This window comes from Prevotella communis, assembly GCF_022024175.1.
Lineage (GTDB): Bacteria > Bacteroidota > Bacteroidia > Bacteroidales > Bacteroidaceae > Prevotella > Prevotella communis.
This window is the reverse complement of record NZ_CP091794.1, coordinates 2,259,739-2,276,214: the sequence shown is the minus strand read 5'-3', so window position 1 is coordinate 2,276,214 and position 16,476 is coordinate 2,259,739. Positions and strand designations below refer to the sequence as shown.

Here is a 16,476-nt window from a genome sequence, read left to right as displayed (position 1 = left end):
TTGGACAGATAAAAATTAATGTATAACTTTGCAAACAGAAAAAAGATATTTTTTGATTTGTTTTAGTAGATTAGTTTTTAAGTAGTTTGTTTTTGAAGCCGGTTGTCGTGAGACAGTCGGCTTTTATTTTGTTGTTTCTTTGGTAATCTCATAAAAAAGCACTACCTTTGCCCCTGTTATGAATTGGAAGTTTATTATTAGTTGGGCTGTCAAGTTTGCACTGGCTACAGTGGTATATAACTTCGCTGCCAAATTGACCAATAGTTTATGGTGGGCCTTTGTGATGGCTCTGGGTTTTCTGATTATCATTGCGATATTGGAAAGCTATGTGATTGACTGGATTGAGAAATGGAAGGAAAGGCGCCAATGAAGCATTTCGTATTGACTTTGTCGTTAATCCTTACTGGCTTTTTATCTGCGGAAGCACAGATAGCAGGTGCATTGCAGTCGTATAATGATGGCAAGCAGGATGAGGCTCGTGTGCAGCAATATTTCCCAGAGGGCGATGCTATTGTTTGTGTGAATGGTAAGAATCGATTTACACGTGCCCTCTATGGCAGTTATTCAGACTGGCGAGTGGAGACATCCGACCGGCCGGTGTTTGCTGTGGTCAAGAAAAATCACCATCGCCATATTCGTTTTGAGGTGAATGGCGTTGCGCTCGACTCTACAGACTATTGTAAGGCGAGTTATGTGAACGGCATGCGTATCTACCGTTTGCAGGATAAGCGATGGGGGAAGGATGCCTATTTGAAACTGACAGTCGTGGCGATGCCTGATAGGGAAGGGGCTGTATGGCTGTTTGATGATCAGCATTTCGATAAGGAAGCCGTCTATACTGCTGAGGTATGCGATATTGCCAATCCGAAACTCAGTCGTAATGGTGACATCGGTGCTGATAAGCCAGGCTGTTTCGAGGCTTCGTCAAAAAAAAGGAATATTTCAGGATGTAAGTGGAACGGAGGGCGCGAGACTTATTTCGTGATTGACTCTATCAACCAGATAACACCAGTCAGCGACGAGCAGGGACGACAGTTGTTCATGAAAGCTGTGATGCATAACGGTGCGTTACAAAGCAGAATCGAGTTCAATACACCAGACCCTTATATTAATACACTGGGAAGTGCCCTGACCTTTGCTGCCGATGGCGACTGGGACGGACAGACCTGGTTGCATGGCTGTATAGGCTGGCGCATGCCTCTGGCCGGTTGGCGTGCTGCCTATGTGGGTGATGTACTGGGATGGAATGAGCGTCAGTTGAGCCATTTCAATGCCTATGCCAAGAGTCAGGTGACCAATGTAGAACCCACTATTCCTCATCCCTCGCAGGATGCCAAGATGAATATGGCGCGTGCTGAGAAGAAATGGGGCACCCAGATGTATTCGAATGGCTATATCTGTCGTAATCCTGAGCGTAATAATCAGATGCACCATTACGACATGAACCTCAACTATATGGATGAGTTGCTCTGGCATTTCCAGTATGATGCCGATACGGCCTATATGCGACAGATGTGGCCTGTTATCAAAAGACATCTGGCGTGGGAGAAACGCAACTACGACCCCGATGGTGATCACCTCTATGATGCCTATTGCTGCATCTGGGCCAGTGATGCCTTATATTATAGTGGTGGTGCCGTGACCCATTCTTCGGCCTACAACTACCGTGGCAATCTGCTGGCCGCGCGTATCGCAGACATCATTGGTGAGGATGGAAAACCTTATCAGCAAGAGGCTGAGGCTATCCTCAAAGCGATGAACGAGCGATTGTGGTTGAGCGAGAAGGGTGTCTGGGCAGAGTATGAAGACGGTATGGGACTGAAGCGCAAGCATGAGTCGCCTGCCGTTTGGAGCATCTATACGCCTATTGACTGCGGGGCCTGTTCTCCAGCTCAGGCTTATAAGGCTGTGAACTGGATGAGATCGCATATCCCGCATATTAGAGTGGAGGATACCAACTATAAGACCATTGCCACATCCAACTGGATGCCTTACTCCTGGAGTATCAATAATGTAGCTACGGCAGAGACGATGCATATGGCGCTGGCCTGTTTTGAGGCCGGAGATGATATACAGGGCTACGACCTGCTGATGGCCAGTGTGATGGATAATATGTTCTACGGACAGTCGCCTGCCAACTTTGGACAGCTTTCTCATTATGATGCTGCCCGTGGTGAGTGCTATCGTGACTTTGGCGACTGTATCGGTATCAGTAGTCGTACACTGATTCAGGGACTCTTTGGTATCATCCCTGAGGCACTCTACGGCCAGTGTGTTATCCGTCCTGGTTTCCCCAGTTCATGGGATAGCGTATCTGTAAAGACACCTTATCTGACGTATAAGTTTACACGCAAGGATGGGGTAGAGCGTTATGAGGTGACACAGAATTTCCGTCAGCCCCTGAAGATTGTGATTCGTCAGAATACAGGAAAGGGCAACTATCGTGAAATAGAGGGAACCTCAGAACGTTATCAGGTGATAGAGGTGAGGAAAGCTGATTATGTGATGAGTCTCTCGCATCCTATCGTGAAAGGCAAGCGCAACTATGGACTTGAAGAGCCAGACCTTTCCAAGCCGTTTAAGATGCAGGATATCGCCGGCTTCTTTAATAGTGAGGTGGACGATATTTTCAAGAATCGGTATCTGTCGCCTCGACCTCAGACCACGACCCTTCAGATTCCTGTGCAGGGAGTGGGAGAGTGGTGCCACCCGCAATATACGCCTGTGATTAATGACTCCGTATTCCGCACGCTGATTCAGAAGAATACGTTCACAGTGGCTGGTGTGCCTTTCCGTACACCCAAGGAGGGACGGAATGTCGTGTATACCTCGCTCTGGGACAATTATCCAGACAGCATCGTGGTACCCCTGAAAGGCAAGGCCTCCTCGGCTTATCTGTTGATGGCAGGCAGTACGAACCACATGCAGAGCCGCATCGATAATGCCCTGGTTATTGCCACTTATGAGGATCATACTTGCGATACGCTGTTTCTGCGCAACCCGGATAACTGGTGTCCTATAGAGCAGGACTATTATGTTGACGGCAAAGCTTTCTATAGTGCCAATCCTCGTCCGTATCGTGTTTGTCTGGGTACGGGTACGGTGAGTCGCGACTTAGGAAAGGCATTGAATATCAAAGGCGTCTATGGACGGGAGATTCCTGGTGGAGCCGCTCAGATGTTGCGCATGCCTCTAAATGAAAAGAAACGCTTGCGTAGCCTTACCCTGCGGGTACTGTCAAACGATATTGTTGCAGGACTGATGGGTATCACGCTGCAATAAAAAATCCGTAGGCTTCGGACTCGCAGTACGTTAGGGACGTACGCACAGTCCGAAGCCTGCGGACTAAATAGAACTCTATGTATTAGCTCAAGCGGAAGGTAACGGGAAGAGTGAACTTCACACGTACGGGCTCACCTTTTTGTTTACCAGGCTTCCATTTCGGCATGGCGTTGACAACGCGGATGGCTTCTGCATCCAGATATTCGTTAACACTCTTTACAATTTCAACTTCGCTAATGCTGCCGTCTTTCTCAATGATGTACCTTACGACTACGCGACCTTGGAGACCCTTTTCTTCGGCTTCCTTAGGATATTTTACCTCCTGTCGTAGGAATTGCATCAATGCTTCCTGACCGCCAGGGAATTCCGGCATCTGTTCTACCACGTCAAATGGTTTGTCGTCGGGCTCGGTCTGTGCTTCTGTCTTTACAACAACGTCCAGCAGTACGGGTTTCTTGGTCTTTATTTCTATGACGCCGTTTTTACCTTCAGCTCCGTAGATCTCAGTGGCAGCTTTCCCCTTCAGTACGTTGATGTGGTCGATTCTCTTTTCATCCAGAGCATCCATTTCGGCTTTGGTTGAGCGCTTTCCGTCAATCATAATGAGTGGTTCTTTTGTCTTCCCAGAAGCAATTTTTTCCGTTTTTTTCACTTGTATGGTCTTGTTGCCCATCTTTATCTGAGCGTTGGCCTTACCTTTCTTGATCACCTTCTTCTGAGGTGTCTGTGTCTTTTCTGTATAGACATAGTCGTTGACGGTTTCTGCCTGCATAGCCAGGGCAATACCAACGATGGGGACTAATGCGAGCAGCTTCAGTAAGCTGGCACGACTTGAACTCTTATGTAGCATCATATTTATGCGGTTTTTAAGGGTACTGTGACTGATACCGTTGGCTACTGAGTACCCGCAGTGGCTCACGGCTTTTTGGATAAGCAGATACTGATACTGGCGCATATTGATGCCTTGAGAGAGTACCGCTGCATCGGCTTCGTACTCGTGGATGGCGCGCAGGTCCTGGCGCAGCATCCACATAGCGGGATTGAACCATTGCAAAGCGGTGAGGGTATCAACGAGGAGCAGGTCGAGCGAATGGTGTCGACGGATATGTCCCCGTTCATGGGCGAGAATAGAGGCGTCTTGAGCCTCGTAGTCGCTTTGGGAGAGTACGATGTAATGCATCCAACTGAAAGGCGATACGTCAAAGGAGGTTACGCAGATGACGGTGCCGTCGGACTGTGGATGCTGTTGGCTGCGACTGATGAGTAACCATACGCGGAGCACGTTGGAGAGCGTGTATCCTAAGGTGGCCACCATACCGATGAAGAAGGCGATGACAGCTGCTGTCTGCCAGAATGGCTGTTGCTCTGCTTCCTCAATCATCATGGTCATTCCCTCGAAATCCACATGTGTCTCTGTCAGTTCTATAACTACCGTCTTGTGCAGCGTGATGACGCACAGAGGCAGTATGAACGATGCCACGGCGGTTGTCAGCAGCACGATGCGGTTGACGCAGTGGAATGTCTCGCGGCTCAGCAGCAGGCGGTAGAACATATAGAATACCGCTAATAGTGCTGCCACCTTCAGGTCGTATGTCAGAAACTCCATCATCCTTGCTCTATTTTCTCGATTAGTTCTTTCAGTTCGTCCACAGAGATTTTCTCTTCCTTTACGAAGGCTGAGACGGCACTCAGGTAGGAATCATTAAAGTAGTCCTTGATGATACCTGTCAGACTGGAACGTCCGTATTCCTTTTCCGTGATGGTAGGGAAATATTGGTAGGAGGTGCCATACTGCTTGTGATCCAGAAAACCTTTCTTCTCCAGGATGCGTACAGTAGTTGACAGTGTATTGAAATGAGGACGTGGCTCGTCATAGTACTCCAGCAGTTCCTTGACGAACATCGGACCATGCTGCCAGTACAGTTCCATGATTTCCCGTTCTTTTGTGGTTAGTCTTCTCATTGTTTTGGGTTTAAAAGTTCCAATTTGATTAGCGCTTCTGCTGCGCCAGTATCTGTATCCGCTGGCAAAGTAACTAAAAAATATAGTTCGATGTAACTAAAGACTTTAGTTTTTAATGTTTATTAAGTAGAAAGTGGCTCATTTTTTAGTTGTTCACACAAAAAAGTGTTAACTTTGCGGACGAAACGAAAAAACAAGATAGCATTATGAAGCAGCTGATAGACTTATATAAAAAGTGGTGTGGCACAGAGCCTGTCACGACCGAACAACTGCCTGGCGCTGGTAGTAACCGTGTGTATTACAGAATGACGGGTGCCGATGGCGTCAGTGTAGTTGGATGTATTGGTACGAGTCGTGACGAGAATCATGCCTTTGTCTATCTGGCTCATCATTTTGCCACGCGCCAGTTGCCTGTGCCTCAGGTGTTGGCTGTGAGCGAGGATGAGTTGCGCTATCTGCAGACCGATCTTGGCTCTGTGTCGCTGTTTGATGCAATCCGTGGCGGACGTGAGGCTGGTGGCCGATATACGTTGCAGGAGCAGCAACTGCTAAAACGGACTATCCGTGAGTTGCCGAATATTCAGATACGTGGCGCCCGTGAACTGGATTTCTCCCATTGCTATCCCCAGCCGGCATTCGATACGGACTCGGTACTCTTTGACTTGAACTATTTCAAGTATTGCTTCCTGAAAGCTACCGAACTGGACTTCCATGAGTTGAAACTGGAGGCTGACTTCCGACTGATGGCTAAGGACCTGACTGCAGGCGGTGATGAACAATGTTTCCTCTATAGGGATTTCCAGGCACGTAATGTGATGCTCGATGATAAGGGTAATCCTTACTTCATCGATTTTCAGGGCGGACGTCGCGGACCTTATTATTATGACGTGGCTTCATTCCTTTGGCAGGCTTCGGCTAAGTACCCCCATAAATTGCGTCGTGAGTTGGTGTATGAGTATTATCATGCGTTGAAGCAGTTCACGGAGGTACCCACACCACATGTCTTCGTTGCCCGTCTTTCACTCTTTGTGCTGTTCCGTACCCTTCAGGTACTGGGTGCCTATGGCTTCCGAGGCTATTTTGAGCGTAAGCAGCATTTTATTGACAGTATACCGCCGGCTATTCAGAACCTGCGCGAGTTGCTTGATGCAACCGACTTCCCTTATCCGTATCTGTCGGCTGTGCTCAGGCAGTTGACAGAGATGCCGCAGTTCCAGCAGATCACATCCACAGCCAAACGTGCTGATGGCTATAAGACAACAGAGAATAATCCCTATAAGCCCCATCCGCAGGATGGTCCTGCCACCTTCTCGAAATATGATGCCCAGGGACCATTGGTGGTCAAGGTATTCAGTTTCTCGTATGGCAAGGGCATTCCCGAGGACGAGAGCGGTAATGGTGGCGGCTATGTGTTCGACTGTCGTTCTACGCACAACCCAGGCCGTTACGAACCTTACAAGAAACTCACGGGACTGGATGAACCTGTTATTCGTTTCCTGGAGGATGATGGTGAGATACTGACATTCCTGGATTCAGTCTATAAACTGGCTGATGCGCATGTGCGTCGTTACATCCAGCGTGGCTTCACCTCACTGATGTTCTGTTTTGGTTGTACGGGTGGTCAGCATCGTTCAGTCTACTCTGCCCAGCACTTGGCTGAACATATCCATGAGAAGTTTGGCGTAGAGGTGAGAATCTGTCATCGTGAACAGAAAATAACGCAAGTTCTGCAAAAGAAATAAAAAACTCAAATCTCAAAACTCAAATCTCAAAAATAATTCGTACCTTTGCACCCATGAAACAGGCGATGATATTCGCGGCAGGTTTGGGAACCCGTTTGAAACCCCTTACAGACACAATGCCGAAAGCATTAGTGCCGGTGGGAGGACGCCCCTTGCTCGACTTGATTATCAACAGACTTCGTGAACAAGGATATGATCGCTTCGTTGTTAATATCCACCATTTTGCTCAGATGATTAAGGACCATGTGGCGCAGCAGGACTATGCTCCACTGGTGCAGTTCAGCGATGAGAGCGATCAGTTGCTCGAGACGGGTGGGGGACTGAAGAAAGCAGCGCCGCTGTTTAATGACGATGAGCCCATCCTGATTCATAATGTGGATATCCTGGATAACGTAGACTTCGGTTGGTTCTCGCGTCAGCATCTGCCAGAAGAGGATGCCGTCCTCCTTGTCAGTAAGCGTAAGACGAAGCGCTATCTGCTCTTCGATAATGCCATGCGACTGATGGGCTGGAAGAATATTGAGACGGGTGAGATCCGCAGCCCCTACGAGTATGTGCGTCGTACAGGTCTTTCACAGCATGGTGAGCCTTTCAATGAGTATGCTTTCAGTGGCATTCACTCTTTCTCACCTCGTCTGTTTGCGCTGATGGAACAGTTTCCTGAGCGTTTCCCCATTATCGATTTCTATCTTAGCGTCTGCCACCGTTCCAAGATTGTGGGAGTGGTGAAGGACGACCTGCGCCTGATGGATGTGGGTAAGATAGAGACCCTTGACCAAGCAGAACAATTCATTAATCAATAAATTTCAATGCAAAAGATTATTATTCTTGATTTCGGTTCGCAGACGACCCAGTTGATTGGCCGTCGTGTCCGCGAGCTGGACACCTTTTGCGAAATTCTTCCTTACAACAAATTCCCCGTTGGTGATGACTCCGTTATCGGTGTGATCCTCTCAGGTTCGCCCTATTCGGTTCATGACCCCGAGGCCTTTAAGGTTGACCTTTCGCAATTCGTAGGCAAGGTGCCTGTGCTGGGTATCTGCTATGGCGCACAGTTTATCTCAAACACTCTGGGCGGTAAAGTTGAAAAGGCCGACTCTCGCGAGTACGGTCGTGCAAATCTTGAGACCATCAATCTGGACAATCCTCTGTTCAAAGGTTTTGAGAAAGGTTCTCAGGTGTGGATGAGTCATGGTGATACCATCACGGCCATTCCTTCTGATTTCGAGGTGATCGGTTCTACAAAGGATGTGAAGAATGCAGCCTTTGCTTCTACCAAGCAGCCCGTATGGGCCGTGCAGTTCCATCCAGAGGTGTTCCACACGGTACAGGGTAAAACCTTGTTGCATAACTTTGTTGTCAATATCTGTGGCAGTAAGCAGGAGTGGAGCGCAGCTTCGTTCGTTGATACTACTATAGCAGAGCTCAAGGCTCAGGTTGGTAACGACCGCGTGATTCTGGGTCTTTCTGGTGGAGTGGACTCTTCAGTGGCTGCTGTGTTGCTGAACAAGGCCATTGGCAGTAACCTGACCTGTATCTTCGTGGACCATGGCATGTTGCGCAAGAATGAGTTCCAGCAGGTGATGGAAGACTACAAGGTGCTGGGCTTGAATGTGATTGGCGTGGATGCCAGTGAGAAGTTCTTCGGCGATCTGGCTGGAGTAACCGATCCTGAGCAGAAGAGAAAGATTATAGGTCGTGACTTCGTGGAGGTATTCAATGCCGAGGCCAAGAAGATTACGGATGCTAAATGGCTGGCACAGGGTACTATTTATCCAGACCGAATTGAGTCTTTGAATATCACTGGTAAGGTGATTAAGAGTCATCATAACGTGGGCGGTCTGCCCAAGGAGATGCATCTGCAGCTCTGTGAGCCCCTGAAGTGGCTGTTTAAGGACGAGGTGCGCCGTGTGGGTCGTCAGATGGGCATGCCAGAGCATCTTATCACGCGTCATCCTTTCCCCGGACCGGGTCTGGCTGTTCGTATCCTTGGTGATATCACCCGTGAGAAAGTACAGATTCTTCAGAATGCCGATGACATCTATATCCGCGGCCTGCGTGACTATAAGGTAAAACTCAGCGGCGAGGAAGCCCGTAAGGTTCTGGCTGCTGGTATTCCTGCTGATATGAAAGATGGTGAGATCGAGGTTTCGCTCTACGACCAGATATGGCAGGCAGGTGCCATCCTCCTCTCAACAGTTCGCAGTGTTGGTGTGATGGGCGATGAGCGTACATACGAGCATCCCGTTGCCCTGCGTGCTGTTACTTCAACCGATGCTATGACAGCCGACTGGGCTCATCTGCCTTACGAGTTCATGGCAAAAGTCTCTAATGAGATTATTAATAAGGTACGTGGCGTGAACCGCGTCTGCTATGATATCTCTTCAAAACCACCCGCAACAATCGAGTGGGAATAATAAATATTAAAAAAGTCCGAAAGTTTTGTACTTTCGGACTTTTTTGTTTACCTTTGCCGCGAATCATAGAAAATAGTAGAAAAGAATGAAATTCCAATTACATCAACCACAAGCCATTAATGAACTGGGAAATCGTAGTAACCAGGAAGATGCAATATACCCCGTGATGGGAGAGGCTTCTGCAGACCAGCGCGTGTTCGTGGTCTGTGATGGTATGGGTGGTCTTGATAAAGGCGAAGTGGCCAGTGCGGCTGTGAGTAGGGCACTGGGAGAGATGGCAAAGGCTATCTGTGACGTGGTTCCAAAGTTTTCGGATGACGACTTCAGACAATGTCTTACAAAGGCTTATAATGCCTTGGATGCTGCCGATACAAAGAAAGAGGCGACAATGGGTACGACGATGACCTTCCTCTGTTTCCATGACGGAGGATGTTTAGTGGCTCATATAGGTGATAGTCGTGTATATCATCTGCGTCCGTCATTAGGGACTGAGAATGGCGTACTGTTCAGAACGCGTGATGACTCTTTGGTACAGCAGATGTATGAAAATGGTGAGATTACCTACGAGGAGATGCGTACGTCGCCTAAGAAGAATATTATCCTGAAGGGTATGCAACCCTATCAGATGGAGCGTACAACGGCAACCCTGACGCATATCACAGACGTAAAGCCTGGTGACTACTTCTATCTTTGCACAGATGGTATGCTGGAGAAGATGGATGATAAGGAACTGGTGAGCATCCTTGCCAGTAATGAGTCTGACGAGCAGAAGCGCCAACGGCTGATTGATGCTACGGTAAATAATTCGGATAATCACTCTGCCTATCTGATACAGGTGAAGGATGTCAGTGAAGGAACTGCAGAAATACAGCAGAAGAGGAAACCTGTCACTACCGAACCTGTGGATAGTAATCAGATTTCCTCTTCTGTAATACTTGGTTTCTCCGCCCTCTCTTTATTGGCGGGTATCGCTGTTGGCTTAGCGGTCTTTATGTAAACCGCTTAGCCTACAATCTCGTTGGCGCGAGCCAGGGCGAGATCAATGTGGTTGCAGATATTCTCCTGACCCAATAATTTGTGGAAGTTGTTGCGACGAAGCACGGCTTCCACTTTTTCGTTAACGCCGGAGAGTACCACGGTGATGCCTTCCTTCTGGCTCATCAGGCACATGTTCTCAAGGTTATGCAGACCTGTGGAATCGATGAAGGGTACCTTACGCATACGGATGATGCGTACCTTCGGACGATCACCGAAACCGCCCATCAGATCCTCAAACTTATTTCCTGCACCGAAGAAGTAAGGACCGTTAATCTCGTACACCTCTACACCCTTGGGGATAGACAGGTGTTCCAGGTTGCCACGCTCCATGTCAGCATCCTCATTCAGGTCAATCTCGTCGTATACAGCCTTCACGTCGGTGGTCTCGCTCATACGCTTCATGAAGAGCAGACAAGCGCAGACTATACCTACTTCGATGGCTACTGTGAGGTCGAAGATGATGGTGAGGAAGAAGGTGAGCAGCAGAACGGTGATGTCACTCTTTGGATTGTGCATCAGTGCTGTAAACGAGCGCCATCCGCTCATGCCGTAGCTCACTACTACCAGTACACCGGCCAGACAGGCCATGGGGATGTATTGTGCCAGCGGCATCAGGAACAGGAAGATGAGCAGCAGTACCACTGCGTGTACTATACCGGCGATAGGGGTGCGTCCACCATTATTAATATTAGTCATGGTACGGGCGATTGCACCTGTAGCGGGGATACCGCCAAAGATGGGTGATACGATATTTGCCACGCCCTGACCAATAAGTTCTGTGTTTGAGTTATGATGATCGCCAATCACACCATCGGCAACGGTGGCTGACAGCAAGCTCTCGATAGCACCAAGGATGGCGATGGTCAGCGCGGGGGCAACCAGTCCCTTGATGGTTTCCCAGCTCAATTCGGGCACAACGGCATCAGGTAGCTGTGAAGAGATGTTGAAACGGTCGCCAATGGTCTCGATAGAGGTTACGCCGGCATACTGCTTCAACAGCAATACGACAACAGTCATGACGATGATGGCAATGAGTGAACCGGGGATACGCTTGCTGAATTTGGGAGCTGAGGCAATGATAGCTACGCTCACTAATCCTACACCGGCACTCCATGGATCAATATGAGTCAGGTTCTGGAAATAGGCAATCCATTTCTCAATGAAGTCGCTTGGAACGGCATCCATCTGCATGCCCAGCAAATCCTTTACCTGCGTAGTGAAGATGGTGACGGCGATACCGCTGGTGAAACCAACGATGATGGGGTAGGGAATGTACTTGATGATGGTACCCAGGCGCAACAGGCCGAAACCGATAAGGAAAACACCCGCCATGAGTGTGGCGATGGTGAGACCCTGTATGCCATATTGGTTGATGATGCCAGCCACGATGACAATAAAAGCACCCGTAGGACCGCCAATCTGTACTTTCGAACCGCCAAGGGCCGAAATGGCGAAACCTGCTACGATAGCCGTGATAATACCTTTTTCTGGAGAAACACCACTGGCAATACCGAAGGCGATAGCCAATGGAAGGGCAACGATACCCACGATAAGACCGGCCATCAGGTCGGCCGTGAATGTCTGTTTGTTGTAATTCCTAATAGCCGATACCAATTTCGGCTTAAAATCTAAAGTTTTCATTACCTTTTTATTATCCTATTGAAAAACGGCTGCAAAGTTATGCAAAAAAGATTAATTTTTGTTATGTGTGCGATAACAACCACAGAAAGACTGCATTTTCTTGATTTATGTCGTGCCGATATGGTAGAAGAAAAAGGGCGAGTTTTTATCGAAACTCGCCCCATATAATAAAAAGGTGTGTTTACTTCTTCTCCTTCAGCAAGTCGCGAATCTCTGCCAGCAGTTCTTCCTGAGTGGGACCCTTGGGTTCTTCAGGTGCAGGAGCGGGTTCTTCTTTTTTGCGGTTCAGCTTGTTGATACCCTTCAGCATCAGGAAAATACAGAAGGCCACGATGATGAAGTCTACAGTGTTTTGGATGAAGTTACCATACTTCAGCACAGCGGCATCTTCGCCATCGCCAATCTGGAAGGCCAGATTAGTAAAGTCTACATTGCCTGTTACCATACCAACCAGCGGCATAAGGATGTCGTCAACCATGCTACTTACAATCTTACCAAAAGCGGCACCGATGATCACACCAACTGCCATGTCCATCACATTGCCCTTCATGGCAAACTCCTTGAATTCTTTAATAAATCCCATAGTTCTTAAATTGTTTAAATGGTTAATACATATTTTGTAATCTTCGTTTTGCAATCTTGTCCTTTCTTTCTTGATGAAAATCACTTTTCGCACGCGATTCTCACTTTTCACTTTAATTAAGATTGATTCTGGGTGCAAATATAGGAATTTTTTTGTAACTTTGCACGCGAAAATGAGAAAAAATGCTCCATGAGGGCAAAAAACTTAGAAATTATTTATAACCCTTTTAATAAAAAACTAAAAAAATGACAAAAGTAGCAATTAACGGTTTTGGCCGTATTGGTCGTCTCGCATTCCGTCAGATGTTCGAGGCAGAAGGTTATGAAGTAGTAGCAATCAACGACTTGACAAGTCCTAAGATGCTGGCTCACTTGCTGAAGTATGATACCGCTCAGGGTGGTTTCTGCGGCAAGATTGGTGAGAACAAGCACACTGTAGAGGCTGGTGAGGATTACATCGTTGTTGATGGTCAGAAGATCACTATCTATGCTATTCCTAACGCTGCTGAGCTGCCTTGGGGCAAGCTGGATGTAGACGTTGTTCTGGAGTGCACAGGTTTCTACACATCAAAGGAGAAGGCTTCTGCTCACCTGACTGCTGGTGCTAAGAAGGTTGTTATCTCAGCTCCTGCTGGTAACGATCTGCCCACTATCGTTTACAATGTAAACCACAAGACTCTGACTCCTGCTGACACTGTTATCTCAGCTGCTTCTTGCACAACAAACTGCTTGGCTCCTATGACCAAGGCTCTGAACGACCTCGCTCCCATCCAGAGCGGTATCATGACAACTGTTCATGCTTACACTGGTGACCAGATGATCCTCGACGGTCCTCAGCGCAAGGGTGATGTTCAGCGTGCTCGTGCTGGTGCTCAGAACATCGTTCCTAACTCAACTGGTGCTGCTAAGGCTATCGGTCTCGTTATCCCCGAGCTGAACGGTAAGCTGATCGGTGCTGCTCAGCGCGTTCCAACTCCTACAGGTTCTACCACTATCCTGCACGCTGTTGTTAAGGGTGAGGTAACTGTTGAGAGCATCAACGCTGCCATGAAGGCTGCTCAGAACGAGAGCTTCGGTTACACTGAGGAGAAGCTCGTTTCTAGCGACATCATCGGTATGAAGTTCGGTTCACTCTTCGACGCTAACCAGACCATGGTAAGCAAGATGGAGGATGGTAACTCACTCGTACAGGTTGTTTCTTGGTACGACAATGAGAACTCTTACACTTCTCAGATGGTTCGCACCATCAAGTACCTCGCTGAGCTGAAGTAATACTAGCCCATATAGGTAAAAATTAGCCACTCGATTTTGTCGGGTGGCTTTTTTTTGTTACCTTTGCAGGCATGGAATATATGTCACAAGAGGGCTACGATAAACTCGTGGCTGAATTAAAGCAATTAGAGACTGTGGAACTGCCACAGGTAAGGGATGCTATTGCAGAAGCTCGCGACAAGGGTGACTTGAGTGAGAACTTTGAATATCATGCCGCTAAGCGTGAGCAGGGACGCTTGTTGGGACGTATACGTTTTATGCAGCGTGTGCTTGAGAACGCCAGGGTGATTGACAAATCGCGACTGGCTGGCGAGAGCATAGGCCTGCTGAGTAAGGTTGAGATGACCAATCTCAACACGAACGCACGTATGACCTATACTATCACAAGTCCTCATGAGGCCAACCTACGTGAGGGTAAAATTTCCATCAAGTCACCGATTGCTGAGGCTCTTTTGGGTAAGAAGGTTGGTGATGAAGTGGAGGTGCGTGTACCAGCAGGTATGCTTAAACTTCGCATTGAAAGTGTATCTCTATAGTGTTGGAAATGAGGATGATAACAATACTTGGTCCTACGGCAAGCGGTAAGACGCCATTGGCAGCTGCATTGGCCCAACGTATCGGTGGAGAAATTATTTCTGCCGACTCACGTCAGGTGTATCGTCGTATGGATATTGGTACGGGAAAGGACCTTTGCGACTATGCCCCTGTGGTTGACGGTACCCCCGTCAACATCCCTTATCACCTCATTGATATCTGCGAGCCTGGTACGAAGTATAACCTGTTTCAGTATCAACAGGATTTCTTTGATGCGTATAATGATATTGTAGGGAGAGGAAAGGCACCTATTCTCTGCGGTGGCACCGGACTTTATATTGAGGCTGTGCTGAAGGGTTATAAACTCTCGCCTGTACCCCAGAATCAGAAATTGCGTGACAGTCTTGAAGGTAAGACGCTGGAAGAACTGACTGCCATACTTGCTGAATTGAAGCAACGGAGCGGTTCTGTGATGCATAATAAGACCGATGTAGACTCCTGTCAGCGTGCCATACGTGCCATTGAGATTGAAACCTATAACATAGAACATCCCATGCCACTTCGTGAATTGCCACCGATAGACTCCTTGATAGTAGGTGTCAATATCGACCGTGACTTACGTCGTGAAAAGATAACACGCAGATTGAAAGCCCGTTTGGATGAGGGTATGGTAGATGAGGTTCGAGGATTGCTGGCTGAAGGAATACCGACAGAAGACCTGATTTACTACGGTTTGGAATATAAATACCTGACGGAATATATCATAGGCAAACTGTCGTATGATGAGATGTTCCGCCAACTTGAGATAGCTATTCATCAGTTTGCAAAGCGTCAGATGACGTGGTTCCGTGGTATGGAACGACGTGGTTTCACTATTCATTGGATAGATGCTACATTACCGATAGATGAGAAGGTAGAACAAATACTTCAAATGATATGATGGAAGATTGTCGATGGGCTATACTGTATTGCCCCAGAAAAGGCATTTACCGTTCGCGCAGGCGTTGGGAGCGACTGCAAAAGGAACTTGCGGCACAAGGTGTGAAATATGACTTTGTGCAGAGTGAGTCGACTGAGAGCGTGGAACGTCTGATGACGATGCTAATACATAATGGGTATAAGACTATCGTTATCATGGGTGGCGATACGGCGCTGAACGATGCAGTGAATTGTCTGATGAAGGCAGATAAGGATATGCGCGAGCAAGTGGCACTGGGAGTGATACCTAATGGCACGCTGAATGATTTCGCCAGATTCTGGGGCTTTGATGAGCGTGATGACGAGAAGACGGTGATGTGGTTGAAGATGCACCGGGTCAGGAAAGTGGACCTGGGTTGTATTGACTATGAGAACAAAGCCGGTGAAAAGCTGAAGCGCTATTTTCTGAACTGTGTCAATATCGGTCTGACGGCAGATCTTCAGAATCTGCGCCGACAAGGTAGGCAAGTCCTGGGCTCAAAGACGATAGCCTTCCTGTATACTTGTTTGTCAATGGTGTTTCATCGCCACGACTATAAGATGCGCCTGAATATTGACTACGAAGTGATGGAACGTAGTGTTATGACGGTCTGCGTAGGTAATGCCCTGGGTTACGGACAGACGCCGAGTGCTGTGCCCTATAGCGGCATGCTGGATGTGTCAGTGGTCTATAATCCACGAGTAAAGCAACTGCTGGCAGGCTTGTGGCTGTTGGTGACCGGGCGCCTCTTGAATCATAAGAGTGTGCATCCGTATCGAGTCAGGAAAATGTCGGTGGAATCTGACAAGGCCTTGGTATGTGTAGACGGTCGTCAGGCTGAGCGTACGGTGGGCGAATACCATATTCATGTAGAACCGGAAGTGATTAATTTCTTGATACCCGATTGAGCGAATCATAGAGGAAAAGGAGGTGATGATACCTCCTTTTTGCTTTTTTTCGGACTAAAAACTAAAATATTTGCCTAAATGTTTTGCTGTCCAAAGAAAAATTCGTACTTTTGGAAATCAAATAAATCTAAAGCGACTAT

At 47.8% G+C, this 16,476-nt stretch carries 14 protein-coding genes; 10 read left to right on the top strand and 4 right to left on the bottom strand.

What is annotated here, in order from left to right; all coding sequences use genetic code 11:
* The first annotated feature begins 178 nt into the window (after positions 1–178).
* Positions 179–370: a hypothetical protein gene (locus L6466_RS09335; RefSeq protein WP_091853033.1), complete on the top strand. Its 192-nt coding sequence runs from the start codon at positions 179–181 to the stop codon at positions 368–370.
* On the top strand, positions 349–3,282 hold the full coding sequence (locus L6466_RS09330) for a DUF4450 domain-containing protein (RefSeq protein WP_237803088.1): 2,934 nt from the start codon (positions 349–351) through the stop codon (positions 3,280–3,282). The genes L6466_RS09335 and L6466_RS09330 overlap by 22 nt, the downstream gene beginning before the upstream one ends.
* A gap of 82 nt (positions 3,283–3,364) precedes the next feature.
* On the opposite strand, the gene L6466_RS09325 is transcribed toward L6466_RS09330, so the two are convergent.
* Both L6466_RS09325 and L6466_RS09320 read right to left on the bottom strand, forming a co-directional pair.
* Positions 3,365–4,891: a M56 family metallopeptidase gene (locus L6466_RS09325; protein ID WP_237803089.1), complete on the bottom strand. Its 1,527-nt coding sequence runs from the start codon at positions 4,889–4,891 to the stop codon at positions 3,365–3,367.
* Positions 4,888–5,244 (bottom strand): BlaI/MecI/CopY family transcriptional regulator, encoded by a 357-nt coding sequence (locus L6466_RS09320; RefSeq protein ID WP_091815451.1) that lies wholly within the window; start codon positions 5,242–5,244, stop codon positions 4,888–4,890. Before L6466_RS09320 ends, L6466_RS09325 begins: the two co-directional genes overlap by 4 nt.
* A 206-nt stretch (positions 5,245–5,450) precedes the next feature.
* On the opposite strand from L6466_RS09320, the gene L6466_RS09315 reads away from it, so the two are divergent.
* From L6466_RS09315 to L6466_RS09300, 4 genes are all read left to right on the top strand, one after another.
* Positions 5,451–6,986, top strand: a complete 1,536-nt coding sequence (locus tag L6466_RS09315; protein ID WP_091853044.1) for a RapZ C-terminal domain-containing protein — start codon at positions 5,451–5,453, stop codon at positions 6,984–6,986.
* Positions 6,987–7,039: 53 nt separating this feature from the next.
* On the top strand, positions 7,040–7,789 hold the full coding sequence (locus tag L6466_RS09310; RefSeq protein WP_237803090.1) for a nucleotidyltransferase family protein: 750 nt from the start codon (positions 7,040–7,042) through the stop codon (positions 7,787–7,789).
* Between the two features lie 6 nt (positions 7,790–7,795).
* Entirely contained in the window at positions 7,796–9,403 is a 1,608-nt protein-coding gene (guaA, locus tag L6466_RS09305; RefSeq protein ID WP_091815461.1) for a glutamine-hydrolyzing GMP synthase, read from the top strand.
* Positions 9,404–9,488: 85 nt separating this feature from the next.
* Complete coding sequence (locus L6466_RS09300; RefSeq protein ID WP_237803092.1) at positions 9,489–10,400, top strand: PP2C family protein-serine/threonine phosphatase; 912 nt, start codon at positions 9,489–9,491, stop codon at positions 10,398–10,400.
* Positions 10,401–10,405: 5 nt separating this feature from the next.
* On the opposite strand, the gene L6466_RS09295 is transcribed toward L6466_RS09300, so the two are convergent.
* Positions 10,406–12,082 carry a SulP family inorganic anion transporter gene (locus tag L6466_RS09295; protein WP_237803093.1) on the bottom strand — a complete coding sequence of 559 codons (1,677 nt, stop codon included), beginning with the start codon at positions 12,080–12,082 and terminating at the stop codon, positions 10,406–10,408.
* A gap of 181 nt (positions 12,083–12,263) precedes the next feature.
* A complete protein-coding gene (mscL, locus tag L6466_RS09290) occupies positions 12,264–12,665 on the bottom strand; it encodes a large-conductance mechanosensitive channel protein MscL (RefSeq protein WP_237803094.1) in 402 nt (133 codons plus the stop codon).
* A gap of 245 nt (positions 12,666–12,910) precedes the next feature.
* Here mscL and gap point away from each other — a divergent pair, with 245 nt between their 5' ends.
* The 4 genes from gap to L6466_RS09270 all read left to right on the top strand — a co-directional run bounded on the left by gap (position 12,911) and on the right by L6466_RS09270 (position 16,336).
* The gene (gene gap / locus L6466_RS09285) at positions 12,911–13,936 is read left to right on the top strand and encodes a type I glyceraldehyde-3-phosphate dehydrogenase (RefSeq protein WP_091815474.1); all 1,026 of its coding nucleotides are present in this window, start codon (positions 12,911–12,913) and stop codon (positions 13,934–13,936) included.
* 71 nt (positions 13,937–14,007) lie between these two features.
* Positions 14,008–14,472 (top strand): transcription elongation factor GreA, encoded by a 465-nt coding sequence (gene greA, locus L6466_RS09280; protein ID WP_091815476.1) that lies wholly within the window; start codon positions 14,008–14,010, stop codon positions 14,470–14,472.
* Between the two features lie 14 nt (positions 14,473–14,486).
* Positions 14,487–15,410, top strand: a complete 924-nt coding sequence (gene miaA / locus L6466_RS09275; protein ID WP_237795847.1) for a tRNA (adenosine(37)-N6)-dimethylallyltransferase MiaA — start codon at positions 14,487–14,489, stop codon at positions 15,408–15,410.
* On the top strand, positions 15,407–16,336 hold the full coding sequence (locus L6466_RS09270) for a diacylglycerol/lipid kinase family protein (RefSeq protein ID WP_091815483.1): 930 nt from the start codon (positions 15,407–15,409) through the stop codon (positions 16,334–16,336). The genes miaA and L6466_RS09270 overlap by 4 nt, the downstream gene beginning before the upstream one ends.
* The last annotated feature ends 140 nt before the right edge of the window (positions 16,337–16,476 follow it).